20 protein-coding genes are annotated in these 16,290 nt (G+C 66.2%); 6 read left to right on the top strand and 14 right to left on the bottom strand.

Annotation, left to right across the window (positions count from 1 at the left end; genetic code table 11):
• Positions 1–149 precede the first annotated feature (149 nt).
• From Y710_RS00600 to rpsJ, 14 genes are all read right to left on the bottom strand, one after another.
• The gene (locus Y710_RS00600; RefSeq protein ID WP_039867095.1) at positions 150–959 is read right to left on the bottom strand and encodes an ABC transporter permease; all 810 of its coding nucleotides are present in this window, start codon (positions 957–959) and stop codon (positions 150–152) included.
• A 47-nt stretch (positions 960–1,006) separates the two neighbouring features.
• Positions 1,007–1,825, bottom strand: coding sequence for an ABC transporter permease (locus Y710_RS00605; RefSeq protein WP_006895637.1), 819 nt, complete (start codon positions 1,823–1,825; stop codon positions 1,007–1,009).
• Positions 1,825–3,315: an ATP-binding cassette domain-containing protein gene (locus Y710_RS00610; protein ID WP_045536400.1), complete on the bottom strand. Its 1,491-nt coding sequence runs from the start codon at positions 3,313–3,315 to the stop codon at positions 1,825–1,827. Before Y710_RS00610 ends, Y710_RS00605 begins: the two co-directional genes overlap by 1 nt.
• Positions 3,316–3,523: 208 nt before the next feature.
• Positions 3,524–3,805 (bottom strand): 30S ribosomal protein S17, encoded by a 282-nt coding sequence (rpsQ, locus tag Y710_RS00615; protein WP_006895639.1) that lies wholly within the window; start codon positions 3,803–3,805, stop codon positions 3,524–3,526.
• A complete protein-coding gene (rpmC, locus tag Y710_RS00620; protein WP_006895641.1) occupies positions 3,802–4,035 on the bottom strand; it encodes a 50S ribosomal protein L29 in 234 nt (77 codons plus the stop codon). The genes rpsQ and rpmC overlap by 4 nt, the downstream gene beginning before the upstream one ends.
• Entirely contained in the window at positions 4,035–4,451 is a 417-nt protein-coding gene (gene rplP / locus Y710_RS00625) for a 50S ribosomal protein L16 (protein ID WP_006895643.1), read from the bottom strand. Before rplP ends, rpmC begins: the two co-directional genes overlap by 1 nt.
• A gap of 4 nt (positions 4,452–4,455) precedes the next feature.
• Positions 4,456–5,262: a 30S ribosomal protein S3 gene (gene rpsC / locus Y710_RS00630; protein WP_006895645.1), complete on the bottom strand. Its 807-nt coding sequence runs from the start codon at positions 5,260–5,262 to the stop codon at positions 4,456–4,458.
• Positions 5,263–5,265: 3 nt separating this feature from the next.
• Positions 5,266–5,673, bottom strand: a complete 408-nt coding sequence (rplV, locus tag Y710_RS00635; protein WP_006895646.1) for a 50S ribosomal protein L22 — start codon at positions 5,671–5,673, stop codon at positions 5,266–5,268.
• A 2-nt stretch (positions 5,674–5,675) separates the two neighbouring features.
• Positions 5,676–5,957 (bottom strand): 30S ribosomal protein S19, encoded by a 282-nt coding sequence (rpsS, locus tag Y710_RS00640; protein WP_006895647.1) that lies wholly within the window; start codon positions 5,955–5,957, stop codon positions 5,676–5,678.
• Between the two features lie 17 nt (positions 5,958–5,974).
• Positions 5,975–6,811: a 50S ribosomal protein L2 gene (rplB, locus tag Y710_RS00645; RefSeq protein ID WP_006895648.1), complete on the bottom strand. Its 837-nt coding sequence runs from the start codon at positions 6,809–6,811 to the stop codon at positions 5,975–5,977.
• 32 nt (positions 6,812–6,843) lie between these two features.
• A complete protein-coding gene (gene rplW, locus Y710_RS00650; protein ID WP_006895649.1) occupies positions 6,844–7,149 on the bottom strand; it encodes a 50S ribosomal protein L23 in 306 nt (101 codons plus the stop codon).
• A gap of 2 nt (positions 7,150–7,151) precedes the next feature.
• Entirely contained in the window at positions 7,152–7,811 is a 660-nt protein-coding gene (gene rplD, locus Y710_RS00655; RefSeq protein WP_006895650.1) for a 50S ribosomal protein L4, read from the bottom strand.
• Positions 7,808–8,464: a 50S ribosomal protein L3 gene (gene rplC, locus Y710_RS00660; RefSeq protein ID WP_006895652.1), complete on the bottom strand. Its 657-nt coding sequence runs from the start codon at positions 8,462–8,464 to the stop codon at positions 7,808–7,810. Before rplC ends, rplD begins: the two co-directional genes overlap by 4 nt.
• A gap of 16 nt (positions 8,465–8,480) precedes the next feature.
• Entirely contained in the window at positions 8,481–8,786 is a 306-nt protein-coding gene (rpsJ, locus tag Y710_RS00665) for a 30S ribosomal protein S10 (protein ID WP_003938093.1), read from the bottom strand.
• Positions 8,787–9,238: 452 nt separating this feature from the next.
• Here rpsJ and Y710_RS00670 point away from each other — a divergent pair, with 452 nt between their 5' ends.
• The 6 genes from Y710_RS00670 (at position 9,239) to Y710_RS00695 (ending at position 16,286) form a co-directional block, all read left to right on the top strand.
• A complete protein-coding gene (locus Y710_RS00670) occupies positions 9,239–10,606 on the top strand; it encodes a wax ester/triacylglycerol synthase domain-containing protein (RefSeq protein ID WP_045536395.1) in 1,368 nt (455 codons plus the stop codon).
• Between the two features lie 150 nt (positions 10,607–10,756).
• Positions 10,757–11,920, top strand: coding sequence for a lipid II:glycine glycyltransferase FemX (locus tag Y710_RS00675; protein WP_231875644.1), 1,164 nt, complete (start codon positions 10,757–10,759; stop codon positions 11,918–11,920).
• Positions 11,921–11,934: 14 nt separating this feature from the next.
• Positions 11,935–13,365, top strand: coding sequence for a wax ester/triacylglycerol synthase domain-containing protein (locus tag Y710_RS00680; protein ID WP_062365899.1), 1,431 nt, complete (start codon positions 11,935–11,937; stop codon positions 13,363–13,365).
• A gap of 96 nt (positions 13,366–13,461) precedes the next feature.
• Complete coding sequence (locus Y710_RS00685) at positions 13,462–14,895, top strand: wax ester/triacylglycerol synthase domain-containing protein (RefSeq protein WP_006895656.1); 1,434 nt, start codon at positions 13,462–13,464, stop codon at positions 14,893–14,895.
• An 11-nt stretch (positions 14,896–14,906) separates the two neighbouring features.
• A complete protein-coding gene (locus tag Y710_RS00690; RefSeq protein ID WP_006895657.1) occupies positions 14,907–15,398 on the top strand; it encodes a hotdog fold domain-containing protein in 492 nt (163 codons plus the stop codon).
• A gap of 138 nt (positions 15,399–15,536) precedes the next feature.
• The gene (locus Y710_RS00695; protein ID WP_006895658.1) at positions 15,537–16,286 is read left to right on the top strand and encodes a DsbA family protein; all 750 of its coding nucleotides are present in this window, start codon (positions 15,537–15,539) and stop codon (positions 16,284–16,286) included.
• The last annotated feature ends 4 nt before the right edge of the window (positions 16,287–16,290 follow it).

Here is a 16,290-nt window from a genome sequence, read left to right on the forward strand (position 1 = left end):
TCTCATGAGCATCGCCCGTCACTAGCGCATCACCTCGTAAATATTCGTACCCAAAGTGGTCAATTCTAAGCCCGCCTACGGCGTAGACGGAAACCGCCTGGATTCCACCCCCGGGCCGGAGTCGGCCGCCTCGCGTCGCACGACACCGCTCAGTGTCCCACCGCAGCCTTGCGATACCCGCGCAAAGCGGGATAAATCGTGACCGCGAAGATGCCGATCACCCAGCACGCCACCTTGATCGCGTTGTCCATCAGCGGCCCGCCCGCGGCGAGCGAACGCATCAGTTCGATCGCAGGCGTCATCGGCTGGTTCTGCACCACCGGCTGAAGCCAATCGGGGTACGCCTCCACCGGCGAGAATCCGGAATTGAAGAACATCAGCAGGCTCGACAACAGTCCGAGATAGGGCACCAGCGGCGCACCGGGGGCGGCGTTCACCGCCAAGGCGAGCGCGAGCATCCCGTACGCGGCGCCGTAGGCCATCGCGACCACGAACAGTCCCACGGCCGGTCCCACACCCTGCGTGAACCGGAATCCGATGAGATGGCCCGCCGCGAGCAGGATCGCCGAAGTGATCAGGACTCGCACCGAATCGGCGGCCACCCGCGATGCGAGATCCGCCGATCGGTTGATCGGCATCACGTACAACCGGCTCAGCAACCCGCTGCGCCGCTCCACGTTGAGCCGGGTGGCCGACGCCACCGAACCGAACATCGCCGCCACCAGGACCACCAGCGGCACGGTGCCGTACGCGCTGTTCTGTCCCGTCGCCTGACCGATCACGTCGCCCAGCACCACCTTGAACATGATCATGCTCAGCGCGGGGAACAGCAGGATCTGGGTGAGTGTCGGAATGTCTCGCGCCAGCACCATCACCTGCCTGCCGGTCAGGATCGCCGACTGCGTGATCCAGGCGCGCAGCGATGTCTCCGCGGGCGACTGCACCGGCGGGAACTCCATCGCTTCCTGTGTCTCCCCGGCGCCCGGCGCCGTGCTCGACTGATCGGTCATCGCGCGTTCCTCCGCATGTAGATCCCGAGGAGGATGGCCGCGACCACCGCGAGCCCGATCATCCAGCACACCGACGGGAACAACTGGTGCCACGTCAGCGTGCCGTCGTCGGCCGAACGCATCACTCCCGCGAACTGGGAGATCGGCTGGTTTCGAGCGAACGGCCGGATCCACTCGGGGAACCGTTCCTCCGGAACGAATCCCGTCGACAGCATGCCCAGGATCAGCGTCGGCAGACCCATCGTCTGGCTGGTGGCCTGCGGGCTGCCCGCGATCAGGCCGATGCCGTCGGCCACCGTCGCCAGCAGCAGACCGATCAACGCCCCGATTCCGTAGAGCGCGAGAGTTCCGGTGACTCCCCCGCCGGGCCGCCACCCCATGATGAGGGTCGCGACGGTGGCGCACACGAGCGAGACCGTGAGAAGCACGGCATTGGTGGCCGTGCGCGCCAGCAGTGGCACCGCGGGTCGCATCGGCATCGCGCGGAAGCGGGTGTTGACGCCCTCCGAGCCGTCGAAGGACGAGCGCATCGCCGCCGACGAGGCAGTGAACTCCAGCGACTGCAGAAAGATGATCGGCATCAGGTACTGCGCATAGTTCATGTCCATCTGCGCATTCATGATCTTGCGCAGCGGGAGATAGAAGCACAGCGCCAGCAGCGCCGGCGAGAGGAAGGCGAGCACGATCTCGCCGTTGCGGACCACCTTGCGCAGTCCGCGTCCGGTCAGCGTCCACCACTGCTGGACCGGACTGATCTGCGCGGTCGCGCCGTCCGGACCGAACAACCGCGGAGCGACGGTCGCCTCGTGGGCCATCAGGCGCCCCGGTCCTTGTTCGGATCAGTCAGCGCCAGGAACACCTCGTCCAGCGAAGGCCGGCGCAAGGCGATGTCGGCCAGCGGGATCCGTGCCGCCTCGGTCCGCCGGATCACCTCGGCGAGCGTGTCCGGACCGTCGGGCGCCGGGACGGAGATCGTCTCTCCGTCGTCCTTGGCGTTGGCGCCGAGCAGATCGGCCAGGCGGGCCCGCAGCCGCGGCAGGTACGCCGGGTGCGCGGGTGTCACCTCACAGTAGGCCGCACCGGTCGCTGCTTTGAGCTCGTCCGAGGTGCCTTCGGCGATCACCCGGCCCTTGTCGATGACCACGATGTTGTCCGACAGCATGTCGGCTTCCTCGAGATACTGGGTGGTCAGCAAGATGGTGACGCCGGAATCGCGCAGCTGTTCCACCAGTTCCCACACGTCCTGCCGACTGCGCGGATCCAGGCCCGTGGTCGGTTCGTCGAGGAACACCACCTTCGGTTCGGTGACGAGCCCGCAGGCGATGTCGATGCGCCGCCGCATGCCACCGGAGTACTGGCCCACCCGTTTGTCGGCCGCCGCGACGAGAGAGAAGAACTCCAGCAGCTCGTCGGCACGGGCCCGAGCCGCGGGCTTCCGCAGTCCCATCAGCCGGCCGAACAGCACGAGGTTCTCACGCCCGGTCAGCGACTCGTCCAGCGCGGCGAACTGCCCGGTGAGCATGATCGACCGCCGGACCTGCGCCGCGTCCTTGAGGACGTCGTATCCGTTGACGGTCGCCGTACCCGAGGTGGGTCGCAGCAGGGTGCACAGCATGCTCACCGTGGTCGTCTTCCCGGCGCCGTTGGGTCCGAGCAGTGCCACGATCTTGCCCTTGGGCACTTTGAAGCTCACATCGTCGACGGCGACCATGTCGTTGAAGACCTTGCGCAGGCCATCGACCTCGATCGCGTATTCGACCGGACCGGCCTTCTCCCCGATGGGCACCATGTCGAGCGCCGGAAACGAGACCGTACGGGCAGCGGAGAGCGCAGCCTCCTCCGGGCTGATCTCCGGTTCGGCCGGCTTCACCACCGGCTGTTGCGCGGAGATGACGTCCCACGCGGCGCTGCGGCCCTCGGGCATCCGCGGCGCGCGGCGCGGCCGCTGCTCCACCAGTTCCGGCTCCTCCTTGCGGAAGCCGAGTCCGTTGAGCAGCCACGGCGCCGTCATCGGATTCTGCGTCCACTCCTCCTTCGGCGTGGAGTGACGCGCCTCGTGCACCGTCTCCTGCGGCTCGTCGCGCGGGACCGGGGTCGGAGTCGCCCGCTCAGCCGACGGCGCGGGTCCGGCCGTCCCCGTACCGAGTTCGGAGCGCCATGCCCGCAACTGTTCGGCGACGGGATCGTCTTCGTCGGATCCCCATCCGGGCACGTCGGACAGCTCATCCGAGCCAGACGTCAGTGGCTCCGCGCCGCTTCGAAGAGCATTCGATTCGTCGTCACGCCTGTGGCCAGCGTCCGGCATGGTGTCCTAACTAGTCGGTTGCGGCAATCGGCTGTCGATGCCCGGTGCCGCTAAGCGGTACCCGGCGCAGTATATCGACAGTGCACCACGGTATCGGCCGGCGCCGCCAGATCGACGCGAACGATCATCCACTCCGACGACGACCGCCCGCCCCGGAATCCCGGGACGGGCGGTCGTATGTTCGTCGTACGCGAAGCGCCGATCGGGCCTACTTGGCCTTCTCGAGCACCTCGACCAGACGCCAGCGCTTGGTCGCCGACAGCGGTCGGGTCTCCATGATCCGGACGCGGTCGCCGACGCCGGCGATCTGCTCCTCGTCGTGCGCCTTGACCTTGCTGGTCGTGCGGATGATCTTGCCGTACAGCGCGTGACGCGTACGATCCTCCAGCTCGACCGTGATGGTCTTGGTCATCTTGTCACTGACGACGTAGCCGATCCGCTCCTTGCGGCTGGCGCGATCTTCGGTGTTCACCTTCTGGTCCTCACTCATGCGTCTTCACCCTCCGGTCCGGACGCGAGGCCCAGCTCGCGCTCACGCATCACGGTGTAGACACGCGCGATCTCGCGGCGCACGGTGCGCAGACGACGGTTGTTGTCGAGCTGACCGGTGGCCATCTGGAAGCGAAGGTTGAAAAGCTCTTCCTTCGACTCCTTCAGGCGCGCGACCAGGTCGGTATCGCTGAGCTCACGGAGCTCAGAAGCAGCGACTCCGAGTGCCATCAGAACTGCTCCTCTCGGGTCACGATTCGGGTCTTCATGGGGAGCTTGTGCTGTGCGCGGCGCAGTGCCTCGCGAGCGGTCTCCTCATTGGGGTAGCTCATCTCGAACAGCACGCGGCCCGGCTTCACCGGGGCCACCCACCACTCGGGCGAGCCCTTACCGGAACCCATGCGGGTCTCGGCGGGCTTCTTCGTGATCGGGCGGTCCGGGAAGATGTTGATCCAGACCTTGCCGCCACGCTTGATGTGGCGGTTGATCGCGATACGAGCAGACTCGATCTGACGGTTGGTGATGTACGCACCTTCCAGAGCCTGGATGCCGTAGTCACCGAAGGTGACCTTGGTTCCGCCCTTGGCCCGGCCCTTCAGGCTGGGGTGGTGCTGCTTGCGGTGCTTGACCCTGCGAGGGATCAACATGGCCTCAGCCCTCCTGGTTCTCTGCAGACGCCGGAGCGGACGCGGTGGCGTCGGCGGCCGGAGCCTGCGCAGCGTCGCTGCTGCGACCGCCCTGGCCACCACGCGCGTCGCGGCGCGGACGGCTCGGACGACGCGGTCCGCGACGATCCTCGGCGGGCGCGGCTGCGGCCAGCTCACGACGGCCGCCGACGATATCGCCCTTGTAGATCCACACCTTCACGCCGATGCGGCCGAAGGTGGTACGTGCCTCGTAGAGCCCGTAGTCGATGTCGGCGCGCAGCGTGTGCAGCGGCACGCGTCCCTCGCGGTAGAACTCCTTGCGACTCATCTCGGCACCGCCCAGACGACCCGAGCACTGGACTCGGATACCCTTGACGCCCGGCTGACGCATGGCCGACTGGATGGCCTTGCGCATCGCGCGGCGGAACGCCACACGGTTGCTGAGCTGCTCGGCGACGCCCTGCGCGACGAGCTGTGCGTCGGCCTCGGGGTTCTTGACCTCGAGGATGTTCAGCTGCACCTGCTTGCCGGTCAGCTTCTCCAGGTCGCCGCGGATGCGATCGGCCTCGGCGCCGCGGCGGCCGATGACGATGCCCGGACGAGCGGTGTGGATGTCGACGCGGACGCGGTCACGGGTGCGCTCGATCTCCACCTTGGAGATGCCGGCGCGCTCGAGGCCGGTGCTCAGCAGCTTGCGGATCGCGACGTCTTCCTTGACGTACTCCGCGTACTGCTTGTCGGCGTACCAACGTGAGTTCCAGTCCGTGGTGATGCCCAGCCGGAAGCCGTGCGGGTTGATCTTCTGGCCCACTGTTTAGGCTCCCTTCTTCTTCTGCTGGCGCGAACGAGCACGTCCGCCGTTCTCCGCAGCGGCGACGACCACGGTGATGTGGCTGGTGCGCTTGCGGATGCGGAAGGCGCGGCCCTGTGCACGCGGCTGGAACCGCTTCAGGGTCGGGCCCTCATCGGCGAAGGCCTCCGAGACGACGAGCGTCCGGCGGTCCAGGCCCACGTTGTTCTCAGCGTTCGCGACCGCGCTGGCGAGCACCTTGTAGACCGGCTCACTGGCCGCCTGCGGCGCGAACCGCAGGATGTCGAGAGCCTCGTCCACGTTCTTTCCGCGAACCAGGTCGATGACGCGGCGTGCCTTCATCGGGGTCACGCGAACGAACTTCGCGGTCGCCCGTGCACTCTGCACTGCGTTTTCAGTCTCAGTAGTCATGGTTACCGGCGCTTCGCTTTCCGGTCATCCTTGATGTGACCCTTGAAGGTACGGGTGGGAGCGAACTCGCCCAGCTTGTGACCCACCATCGAGTCGGACACGAACACGGGCACGTGCTTGCGACCGTCGTGGACCGCAAAGGTGTGACCGATGAAGTCGGGGATGATGGTCGAGCGGCGCGACCAGGTCTTGATGACCTGCTTGGTGCCCTTCTCGTTCTGTGCATCCACCTTCTTCAGGAGGTGGTCGTCGACGAACGGGCCCTTCTTCAGGCTGCGTGGCATTTTTTACCTCCTCCTAGTTATCGCTTGTTCTTGCCGGTACGACGGCGACGGACGATCATCTTGTCGCTGGCCTTGTTCTTGCGGGTGCGGCCCTCAGGCTGTCCCCACGGGCTCACCGGGTGGCGACCACCCGAGGTCTTGCCCTCACCACCGCCGTGCGGGTGGTCGACCGGGTTCATGACGACACCGCGGACGGTCGGGCGCTTGCCCTTCCAGCGCATACGGCCGGCCTTGCCCCAGTTGATGTTGCTCTGCTCGGCGTTGCCGACCTCGCCGACGGTGGCGCGGCAGCGCACGTCGACGCGGCGGATCTCACCGGAGGGCATGCGCAGGGTCGCGTACGGACCCTCCTTGCCCAGCAGCTGGATCGAGGCGCCGGCCGAACGAGCCATCTTGGCGCCGCCGCCCGGACGCAGCTCCACGTTGTGGATCTGGGTACCGGTCGGGATGTTGCGCAGCGGCAGGTTGTTGCCCGGCTTGATGTCGGCGTTCGGGCCGGATTCGACGACGTCGCCCTGCTTCAGGTTCTTCGGCGCCAGGATGTAGCGCTTCTCACCGTCCACGTAGTGCAGCAGCGCGATGCGCGCGGTGCGGTTGGGGTCGTACTCGATGTGCGCGACCTTGGCGTTGATGCCGTCCTTGTCGTTACGACGGAAGTCGATCAGACGGTAGGCGCGCTTGTGGCCGCCACCCTTGTGGCGGGTGGTGATCCGGCCGTGAGCGTTGCGGCCGCCGGTGCTGTGCAGCGGACGAACCAGCGACTTCTCCGGATGCGAACGGGTGACCTCGGAGAAGTCGGCACCGCTCGATCCGCGACGGCCCGGCGTCGTCGGCTTGTACTTACGAATTGCCATGAGTCTTAGTCCCTACTCTTCTTCGCGGGCGGTCAGGAGACCGCTCCCCCGAAGATCTCGATGGGCTTGCTGTCAGCGGACAGCGTCACGATGGCGCGCTTGGTGTTCTTGCGCTTGCCGTAGCCGTAACGGGTGCGCTTGCGCTTGCCCTGACGATTGGCGGTGTTGACGCTGGAGACCTTCACATCGAAGATCTGCTCGATGGCGATCTTGATCTGAGTCTTGTTCGAATCCGGGTGCACCAGGAACGTGTACACGTTGTCTTCGATCAGCCCGTAAGCCTTCTCCGAGATCACCGGCGCCAGGATGATGTCACGCGGGTCTGCCTGCGTAGCCATTCCTAGGCCTCCTTCTTCTGGTTCTGCTCGATGAAGGCGTTCAGGGTCTCAACGCTGAACACGACCTCATCCGAGTCGAGGACGTCGTAGGTGTTGAGCTGATCCGGCGCGATCGGCAGGACGTTGCCCAGGTTGGCGACGCTCTTCCACGCGGTGACGTCCTCACGGGACAGCACCACCAGGAACTTGCGACGCTCGCTCAGCTTCGCCAGGAACTCGCGAGCAGCCTTGGTCGACGGGGTCTGGCCGGCGACGAGCTCGGTCACCACGTGGATGCGCTCGTTGCGAGCACGGTCCGACAGGGCGCCGCGCAGCGCAGCGGCCTTGACCTTCTTGTTGACCTTCTGCGTGTAGTCACGCGGCTGCGGACCGTGAACGGTGCCGCCGCCGGTGAACTGCGGAGCGCGGATCGAGCCCTGACGAGCGCGGCCGGTGCCCTTCTGGCGGTACGGCTTGGCGCCGCCGCCGGAGACCTCGCCACGCGTCTTGGTCGAATGCGTGCCCTGGCGGGCGGCGGCCTGCTGGGCCACGACCACCTGGTGCATGAGCGCGATGTTCGCGGTCTGGTCGAAGAGCTCGGCCGGCAGGTCGACGGTGCCATTGGTGGTGCCGTCGGCGTTGCGGACGTCGAGCGTCAGCTTGGTTGCGGTTTCGGTGCTCACTTGGCGCCACCCTTCACTGCGTCGCGGACCACCACGATGCCGCCCTTGCGGCCGGGGATCGCGCCCTTGATCAACAGCAGACCGGCTTCGGCGTCCACCTTGTGGACGGTCAGGTTCTGCGTGGTCACCTTGTCGGAGCCCATGCGGCCTGCCATGCGGGTGCCCTTGAAGACACGACCCGGCGTGGCGCAGCCACCGATGGAGCCCGGCGAACGGTGCACGCGGTGCGCACCGTGGCTGGCACCCAGACCGGCGAAGCCGTGACGCTTCATGACACCGGCGAAGCCCTTGCCCTTGGAAGTACCGGTTACGTCCACCTTCACGCCTTCGGCGAAGATGTCGGCACCCAGCTCCTGGCCGACCTCGAACTCCGAGATGTCGTTGACACGGATCTCGGTGAGGTGGCGGCGCGGGGTGACGCCGGCCTTGGCGAACTGGCCGGCGACCGGCTTGCTCACCTTGCGGGGGTCGACGGCGCCGTACGCGAGCTGAACGGCGGTGTAGCCGTCACGGTCTGCGGTGCGCAGCTGGGTGACGACGTTGGAGCCGGTCGCGATGACGGTCACGGGGACGACCCGGTTGTTCTCGTCGAAAACCTGGGTCATGCCGAGCTTGGTGCCCAGGATGCCCTTGGTTGCATTCTGATTGCTCATTTGATCCAATCCCCCGTCACTGAATGTTGACGTCGACACTCGCCGGGAGATCGATGCGCATCAGCGCGTCGACCGTCTTCGGCGTCGGGTCGAGGATGTCGATGAGTCGCTTGTGCGTGCGCATCTCGAAGTGTTCGCGGCTGTCCTTGTACTTATGCGGCGAACGGATGACGCAGTACACGTTCTTTTCGGTGGGCAACGGCACCGGGCCGACCACGCGCGCACCCGTGCGGGTCACGGTCTCCACGATCTTGCGCGCAGAAGCGTCGATCGCCTCGTGGTCGTAGGCCTTGAGCCTGATGCGGATCTTCTGTCCCGCCACGCTGTGTCCTCTTCCGTCTGTTCATCTCTCGACAGCACAACACCGCGTGACTCCACACCCGAGATCACTCACGGGCGGCAACTGATGCCACATGACCACGCCTTGACATTTGGCGGATCGACGCTGTTCTACTGTCGTTGTACGGTGCCGAACTCTCGTCCGGCTGCCGACTCTCGTCGGCTTCGCCTCCGGCACCCGCGGTCGGGCGTGTCGGTCCGGTTCCCCGGATGAGAATTCATCCGAGCCCACACTGTGGGTCCCGCGTTACACGCCCGGATCCGCGCTTTGCGGTCCTGGAAGTTTGTTCGCCCCTACGCGAGGCAACCTGAATAGTATGCACCACCCCGCCGATGAGCTCAAATCCGCCGACGCGCCCGATTCCGTGGGTGACTCGCGACTGACGTCCCGCACTTCGCGAGATAGTCTGAACAGACGACACTACTGTCGTCTGTATGACCGACATTCATGATGCTGTCCCGCTGAGCGTCCGCGACACCGTCGCTCTGACCCCCGCCGTCACGTCCGTCATCCACTGCGACGTCGTCGCCACCACCGGGGAGTCACTCGACGTCTCCCGAGTCGCCGCCTGGATGAGGGAACGACTCGACTGCTGGCCGATGTTCACCCGCACGCTGCGGCACTCATGGGGCCACGCCGGCCTGCCGCACTGGGTCACGGATCCGTCTGTCGACGTCGCCGCGCACATCCGGGTCGTCGACGGCGGCGAGCCGGCGGGCGCGGAGCGGATCGTGGCGGAACTGGTCTCGACGCCGGTCGATCTGTCGCGGCCGCCGTGGGATCTGACGGTGATCACCGGCGTGACCGGCATGGATCTCGACTACCCCGAACCGGTCACGTTGGTGGTGCTGCGCACCCATCACGCGGCCGGCGACGGAACCAAGATCGCCGCGGTCATGCGCCGCGCGCTGCGCGACGAGCCGGTGCCCGCTCCACCCGTCCCCGGCCACCGGCCGCCCGGGAACCTGAGATCGGCGCTGTCGATCCCGGCCGCACTGGTGCGTCATCTCGCGGCGCTGCCGGGTCTGTCACGGCACGCGGCCAACCTGAAGTCGGTCGAACTCCCCCGGGGAACGCGCTTCAACCACGCCCTGCGCGGACCGATTCACATCGGTTCGGTGCCGTTGAGTCTGCGCGAGGTCCGCGCGGTCCGCGACGTTGTTCCGGGAGCCACCGTCAACGATGCGGTCACCGCGATCATCGGCCGGGCGCTGTTCGAGACCTTGACGGAGCTCGACGGCGGCGAGCCGGCGGTGCCGCTGTACGCCGCGTCGCCCTTCCAGGCCGACGATCTGACCGCTGACGCCAACTCGTTCTCCGAGGAGATCGTGGAACTGCACGGCGACGAATCCGACCCGATCGAGCGGCTCCGGCGAGTACACGCCTCGACCGCGGCTGCCAAGGCGCGGGTCCGCAGTGAGGATGCGATCGCCTTCCGCGCCTTGCAGACTCGGCTCGCACCGACTGTCCTCGGTCTGTCCAGGAAACGGGCTCAGCGATCCGGCGTCGCCGAAGCAGGCGTCGATTCCCCGGCCGCGAGCACCGCCGCCACGCTGATCTCCAACGTCCGCAGCGATCTCGTCGACGCCACCTTCCTCGGTGATCCGGTGATCGACCAGTTGATGTGGCTCAACATCGGCGATCGGATGACGTTGCAGCATGTGGTCACCTCGCTCGGCGACCGGCTGACGATCAACGTGACGGCAGACCTCAGCGCGTTGCGCGACTTGGACGACTACCTCGGCAAGCTCCGTCATCACGCTGCCGTTCTCACCGACGCCTGCGTGAACACCATCCACTGAACTCCGGGCGCCCGCCCCGTCTCCGCGGACGGAATTGGGCCGAACGTGCGACTGACCGCGTACCCAGGGCGGCGATAGGCTGCATTCTCATGCGTTTTCAGAAAGAGGAGCAGCACCGAGAAGCGCGGGATGTGTAAGTCGGATACAGATGTGAAGAACGCGACGTTCGCCCTCGGCGAGGCCAGACAGGCGACAGCCGGCGAGATCGAGCGATGGGACGACCTGATCCGCGCCAACCCCGATGGAGGTTCGGTCTTCCGGTCTCGCGCGTTCGCACACACCCAGCAGCTCGCAGGGCATCACGTCGAATATCTGATGGTCGGCGACCTGGCTGTGTTGGCTGTGGTCGCGACTGTCCCGACGCTCGGCGACTACTGGCAGATCCCCGGTCCGGGTGTCACCTCGGTCGAGGACCTCGTTCTCGTCGTCGATTCACTCACCCCGCTGGCTGCTGAACTCGGCGTGATGACGATTCGCGTCGATCCGTATATTCCCGCCTCCGAGCAGGCTGAGGCTACCCTGATCGCACACGGTCTGAGTCGGACGATGACCTGGACCATCGAGCACACCATCCTGGTCGATCTGAGTGGCACGGACGAGGATGTCCTGGCCAGATTCAGCACGCGGGCCCGGCGATGGATCAAGCGTGCGACCCGTGAGGATGTGGTGGTGGAGCGGGTCGAGGCGACCGATGCGAACTGCCGAATCAATTTCGATCTCCTCCGATCCACCGCGAACGGACGATTCGGGATACCCGATCTCCACACTGCGACGACGACGTACCAGCACCTGCAGAAGTCCGGCGCCGGTCAGTTGTTCTTCGCCCGCCGGCGAGGAGAGGTGGTCGCCACGGCTTTCGCACTCAGATTCGGTCATCGCGCCCTCTACCTGACCGGCGCCTCCGTGCGCAGTGCATCGGACGACAGTTCCTCGAGCGGCCTCGGGACCACCGGCGCCGGGCACGCCGTCCAATGGGAGATCATGAGGTGGGCGCGCGAGAACGGCTGCACCGAGTACGACTTGTACGGGTCGCCCTCTCGCGCTCATCTCGACACACCCGAGCACCCACTCCACGGGGTGGGTCAATTCAAGCTCAGCTTCAGCAAGAACGTCGTCGACTACGTCGGCTGCTACCAACGTCCCGTCAGCAGGCTCCGCACCGTGCTGCTCGACACCGCCGACCACGTCCTCATGACGATGGCCCGGTCGCCTGGCATAGCGGCATTGCGCCGCCGTCCTGTCATCGCCAACCCCGACCTGGACTGGTTTCGGTGGGCTCCGGCGAACTCCGTCCGCGCACTGCTGCGCCACTGAACCGAGGTCCCACGATGGAACGCCTACAGCCCAAGGACGCGATGTTCGTCTACACCGACGGACCGCGATCTCGTCAGATCACCGTGTGCTGTGGTTTCTTCGTGAGCGCCGCTGATCACGACCTGCCGCTGGAGTCCGCCGTGCACGAGTGGTTCGCCGCACGCACGCGCGGGCCACTCTTTCGTCGCAGGCTCCGACGGTCGATGCTCGACCTCGAGTACCCCGTCTGGCTGCACGACGACGACTTCCGTCTCGATCGCCATTTGTTCATGCACGACCCGATGACCTCGGACGGCTTCCTCGAGTTCCTCGGAGAACTGGCCGAATCCGCTATGGATTTGTCCCGTCCACTGTGGGAGATCCATGTGAGCCGGTGCCCCGACGGATTCGGCCCGATAGCGGACCAGGGCTTCGCCGTGGCCGTCCGCATCCACCACGCCGCTGCGGACGGGATCGCCGTCCAGGCGATCCTCGCCAGTCTCTTCGGGCAGGAATCGTCGGCCGGAAACTCCGAACGGGAGCTGTTACCGGGGTCCGACTGCCACACCGCGGCGGGAGCGCTCACGCAGGTGGTTCGATCGATCACTGACTTCCGTCGGGCCGTTCGCGACTATCGCGCCGCGCTCGATGAGAGAACAACGGTGCGCGCCGCCGAAAACTACCCGGTGCCGCCGACAGACCGGACCGTCACCCCGATCGACGGTCCGGTCGGCCCCAAGCGTGGCGTGGCCGTCGTCTACTGGCCGTGGACGGAGGTCAGACAGATCCGCCGCAGTGCCGGCGAGGCCACCGTCAACGACCTTGTTCTCACCGTGATCGGCCGGGCGATGCACGACTACCTCTGCGCTGTCGGGAGCCCGCCGGACGGCTCACTGGTGGCGTCGGTTCCCATGACGGTACGGCCACGGGAGGCCGACGGCACCGTGACCGACGACGATGGTGAGGGCAACAACCGGTTCGTCATGATGACGGTCGACCTCCACAGCACCCAACCGGACCCGATCGCCCGGCTGCGAGCGGTCCACGACGCAGTGCTGGGCGAGCGCCTCAGGCTCAGCCACCGGGCCGAGGCATCCGCGGATGCGACCGTCAGTTACGTACCGCCCGGCTTCCTGATCCGGGCACTGCGACGACGAACAGAAGACTCCCGCGGCTATCCACGGCGTGACGAGCCCGACGACCGACCTTTCAATACGTCGGTGATGACTGCTTACCGGCTGCCGTTCGAACTCCGCCTCCTGGACTGCCGCCAGGTCTGCGGGCTGGGATTCGGGCCACTCAACGGCACTGGCATCTCCCACGCACACGGTGCCGGCGACGACTGGTGCGGTGTGACAGCACTGTGCGATACCGATCTCGTACCGGACCCGTCCGAGTACGCGTCAGCGCTCGATGCGGCATACGCAGATCTCCGGAACGCCACCCTCGGCACCACTGCCGGATAACATCGGGCGATCGCCCCAAGTCCACCGGCCGTGCCTGCTCTCCGCCCCGGGCCCACGTCCGCAGACTCCCCACCGTCACGATCGGAAGAGTCCTCGATGGCACGTCTGCAACCCAAAGACGCCCTGTTCGTATACACGGACGGACCGCGGTCGCGCCAAATGAACGTCGCCACCCAATTCTTCGTCGTCGACGACCCTGCCACGGAATTGCCCGCCGAGGCCGTGACGGACTGGTTCCGCGCTCGAACCACCGGGATGATCTTCCGCAGATGTCTCAAGCGGTCATTTCTCGACCTCGACTATCCCGTGTGGATCGAAGACGACGACTTCCGATTCGAGCACCACGTGTTCCTTCACCCTGCCGTCTCTGAAAGCGGCGTGCTCGGGTTGCTCGGGGAATTGGCCGAGACCCCGATGGACCTGACGCGACCGCTGTGGGAGGTCCACGTCATTCCCTGCCCAGACGGGTTCGGCCCGGTCAGGCGATCGGGCGTCGCGATCACGCTGCGCGTGCACCACGCCGCGGCCGACGGAATCGAGATGCAGACCATCTACGCCGCGCTGTTCGGCTCCGAACTCCCCGGCGCGAATGGACCGTTCGCCCCGATCTCCGTCCCCGGCGACCGCGGCCACGCGATACTCCGCCGGATCCGCCGCTCGGTCGGCGACTTCATCAGCGCGGCGGATGAACACCGCCGAACTCTCGCCGAGTTGGAGTCGGCGCGCGGCGACGCCGACTATCCATTGCCTCCTTCGGAACCGACGCCTACGCCGATCGATGGGCCCGTCGGACCGCGCCGGGCAGTAGTGGCCACTCACCTTCCCTGGCAGCAGGTACGCGACATTCGCAGTGCTGCCGGCTCGGCGACGATCAATGACATCGCCCTCACCGTGATCGGTGGGGCGATGCACGACTACCTCGACGCGATCGGTTCAACACCTGCGGGATCTCTGGTCGCTTCGGTTCCAATGACCGTGCGACCGAAGACCGCGGACGGCTCGCTCGCGTCAGACGACACGACCGAAGGCAACAACCGGTTCGTCATGATGACGGTGGACCTGCACAGCACGGTTGTCGACCCGCTCGAACGGCTTCGAGCGGTCCATGACGCCGTGCTCGGGGAACGCGAGCGGCTGAGTCACCCGATCGAGGCCACGGCCGACGACATCACCGCGAGATATGTGCCGCCGGGGTTCGTCGCCCGCGCGTTGCGCAGACTGAGGGAAGACGCTCGCGGGTATCCGAGGCGCACGGAACCCGACGGCAAACCGTTCAACACCTCCGTCATGACCAGCTTTCGGCTGCCCTTCGACCCGCAGTTCTTCGGCCGTTCCCGCGCGTGCAGCGTCGTCTTCGGTCCGCTCAACGGCACAGGCCTCTCACACGCCCACAATGTGGCAGGTGAATGGATGGGGATCACCGCTCTCTGCGACCGCGATCTGATTCCCGACCCCGAGCGGTATGCAGCCGCGTTGCGGAGCTCGTATGAGGGACTGCGCGACGCCGCGCTCGGCGCGACTGCCCGATAGCATCGGAACTCATGACTGCAACTCCCGGTAACACCAACAGTGCGACGTACGCCCTCCGCAAGCGTCTGCCCGGTGGTCGGCTCGGCAACGCACTGTTCTCGCTCGGCATGGTCGCGCGCGTGCCGTACTTCGGCACCATTCTCCCGCTCGTCGAGGAGATGGAACCCGGATACTGCCGTGTCTCGGCGCCCAACTGGTTCGGCGTTCACAACCACCTCGGAACCTTTCACGCCATCGCGGCCTGCAATCTCGCCGAGACCGCGATGGGGATGTTGATGGAGGCCACCGTGCCGACGGGGCACCGCTGGATCCCCAAGGCGATGAGCACGCAGTACCTCGCCAAGGCCACCACGCGACTGACCGCCCACGCGGAGTTGGCCGAACCGGTGGACTTCTCGACCATCACCGAGGGTCGTGAAGTGATGGTCACGATCCGGATCCTCGATACTGCGGGAACCGAGGTGGTCCACTGCGACATCACCACCTGGGTGACGCCGAAGTGACCGAATCAGGCACGCCCTTGGTCCTTTCCGCAGGTCTGTAATGAGTTTCTCAGTCGACTGCCAGTAGGGTTGCACTCGTAACCGCCGGACACACAGGGTGGCCGGAGACTCGCTGAGCGATAGCGGAGGAAGAGAATCGTGGCCCAGAAGAACCGGACCGTCATCGATCCTCGGCAGGCCGAGCGCCGCCGTTCCCTCATCTACAAAATCGGTGCGGCGGTGGTGCTGATCGTCATCGCAGTCGGCGTCACGTTCTGGGCGATCAACCACAACAAGGACAGCGCCTCGACCACCGGCGGTTCCGACACGCCCACCGTGATGCGGCCGGACGGCTCCATCCGGATCACCAGTGCGCCGGCGGGCACGGAGCCCAAGGTCGTCATCACCACCGTCGAGGACTTCCAGTGCCCCGGGTGCCGTGCCTTCGAGCAGAGCTTCGGCGGCACCCTCGCCGAACTCGAGAAGAACCCGCAGGTCGCTGTCGACTACCACCCGATCGCATTCCTCGACCGGATGTCGACCACGAATTACTCCAGCCGCGCCATGAACGCGTCCACGTGCGTCGCCGAATCGACCGCCAAGAACGGCGACTGGAGCATCTGGCTCAAGTTCCACAATCTCCTCTTCACCAACCAGCCCGAGGAGGGCGGCGCCGGACTCCCGGACAGCGAACTGATCTCGCTCGCGAAGCAGGCCGGCGCGGAAGGCATCACCGACTGCATCGAGAACAACCAGTTCGGTCAGTGGGTGGCCAAGCAGACCGCCGACACGACAAGCAATCCCGAGTTCCAGGGCACTCCGTGGATCCGCATCAACGGACAGCAGTTCGACCCGCAGGCGGGACCGCAGGGCCTGACCGACGCCGTCAACGCGGCCCTCGCGAAGTAGCCCG

The organism is Gordonia sp. QH-12, assembly GCF_001578675.1.
Taxonomy (GTDB): Bacteria; Actinomycetota; Actinomycetes; order Mycobacteriales; family Mycobacteriaceae; genus Gordonia; species Gordonia sihwensis.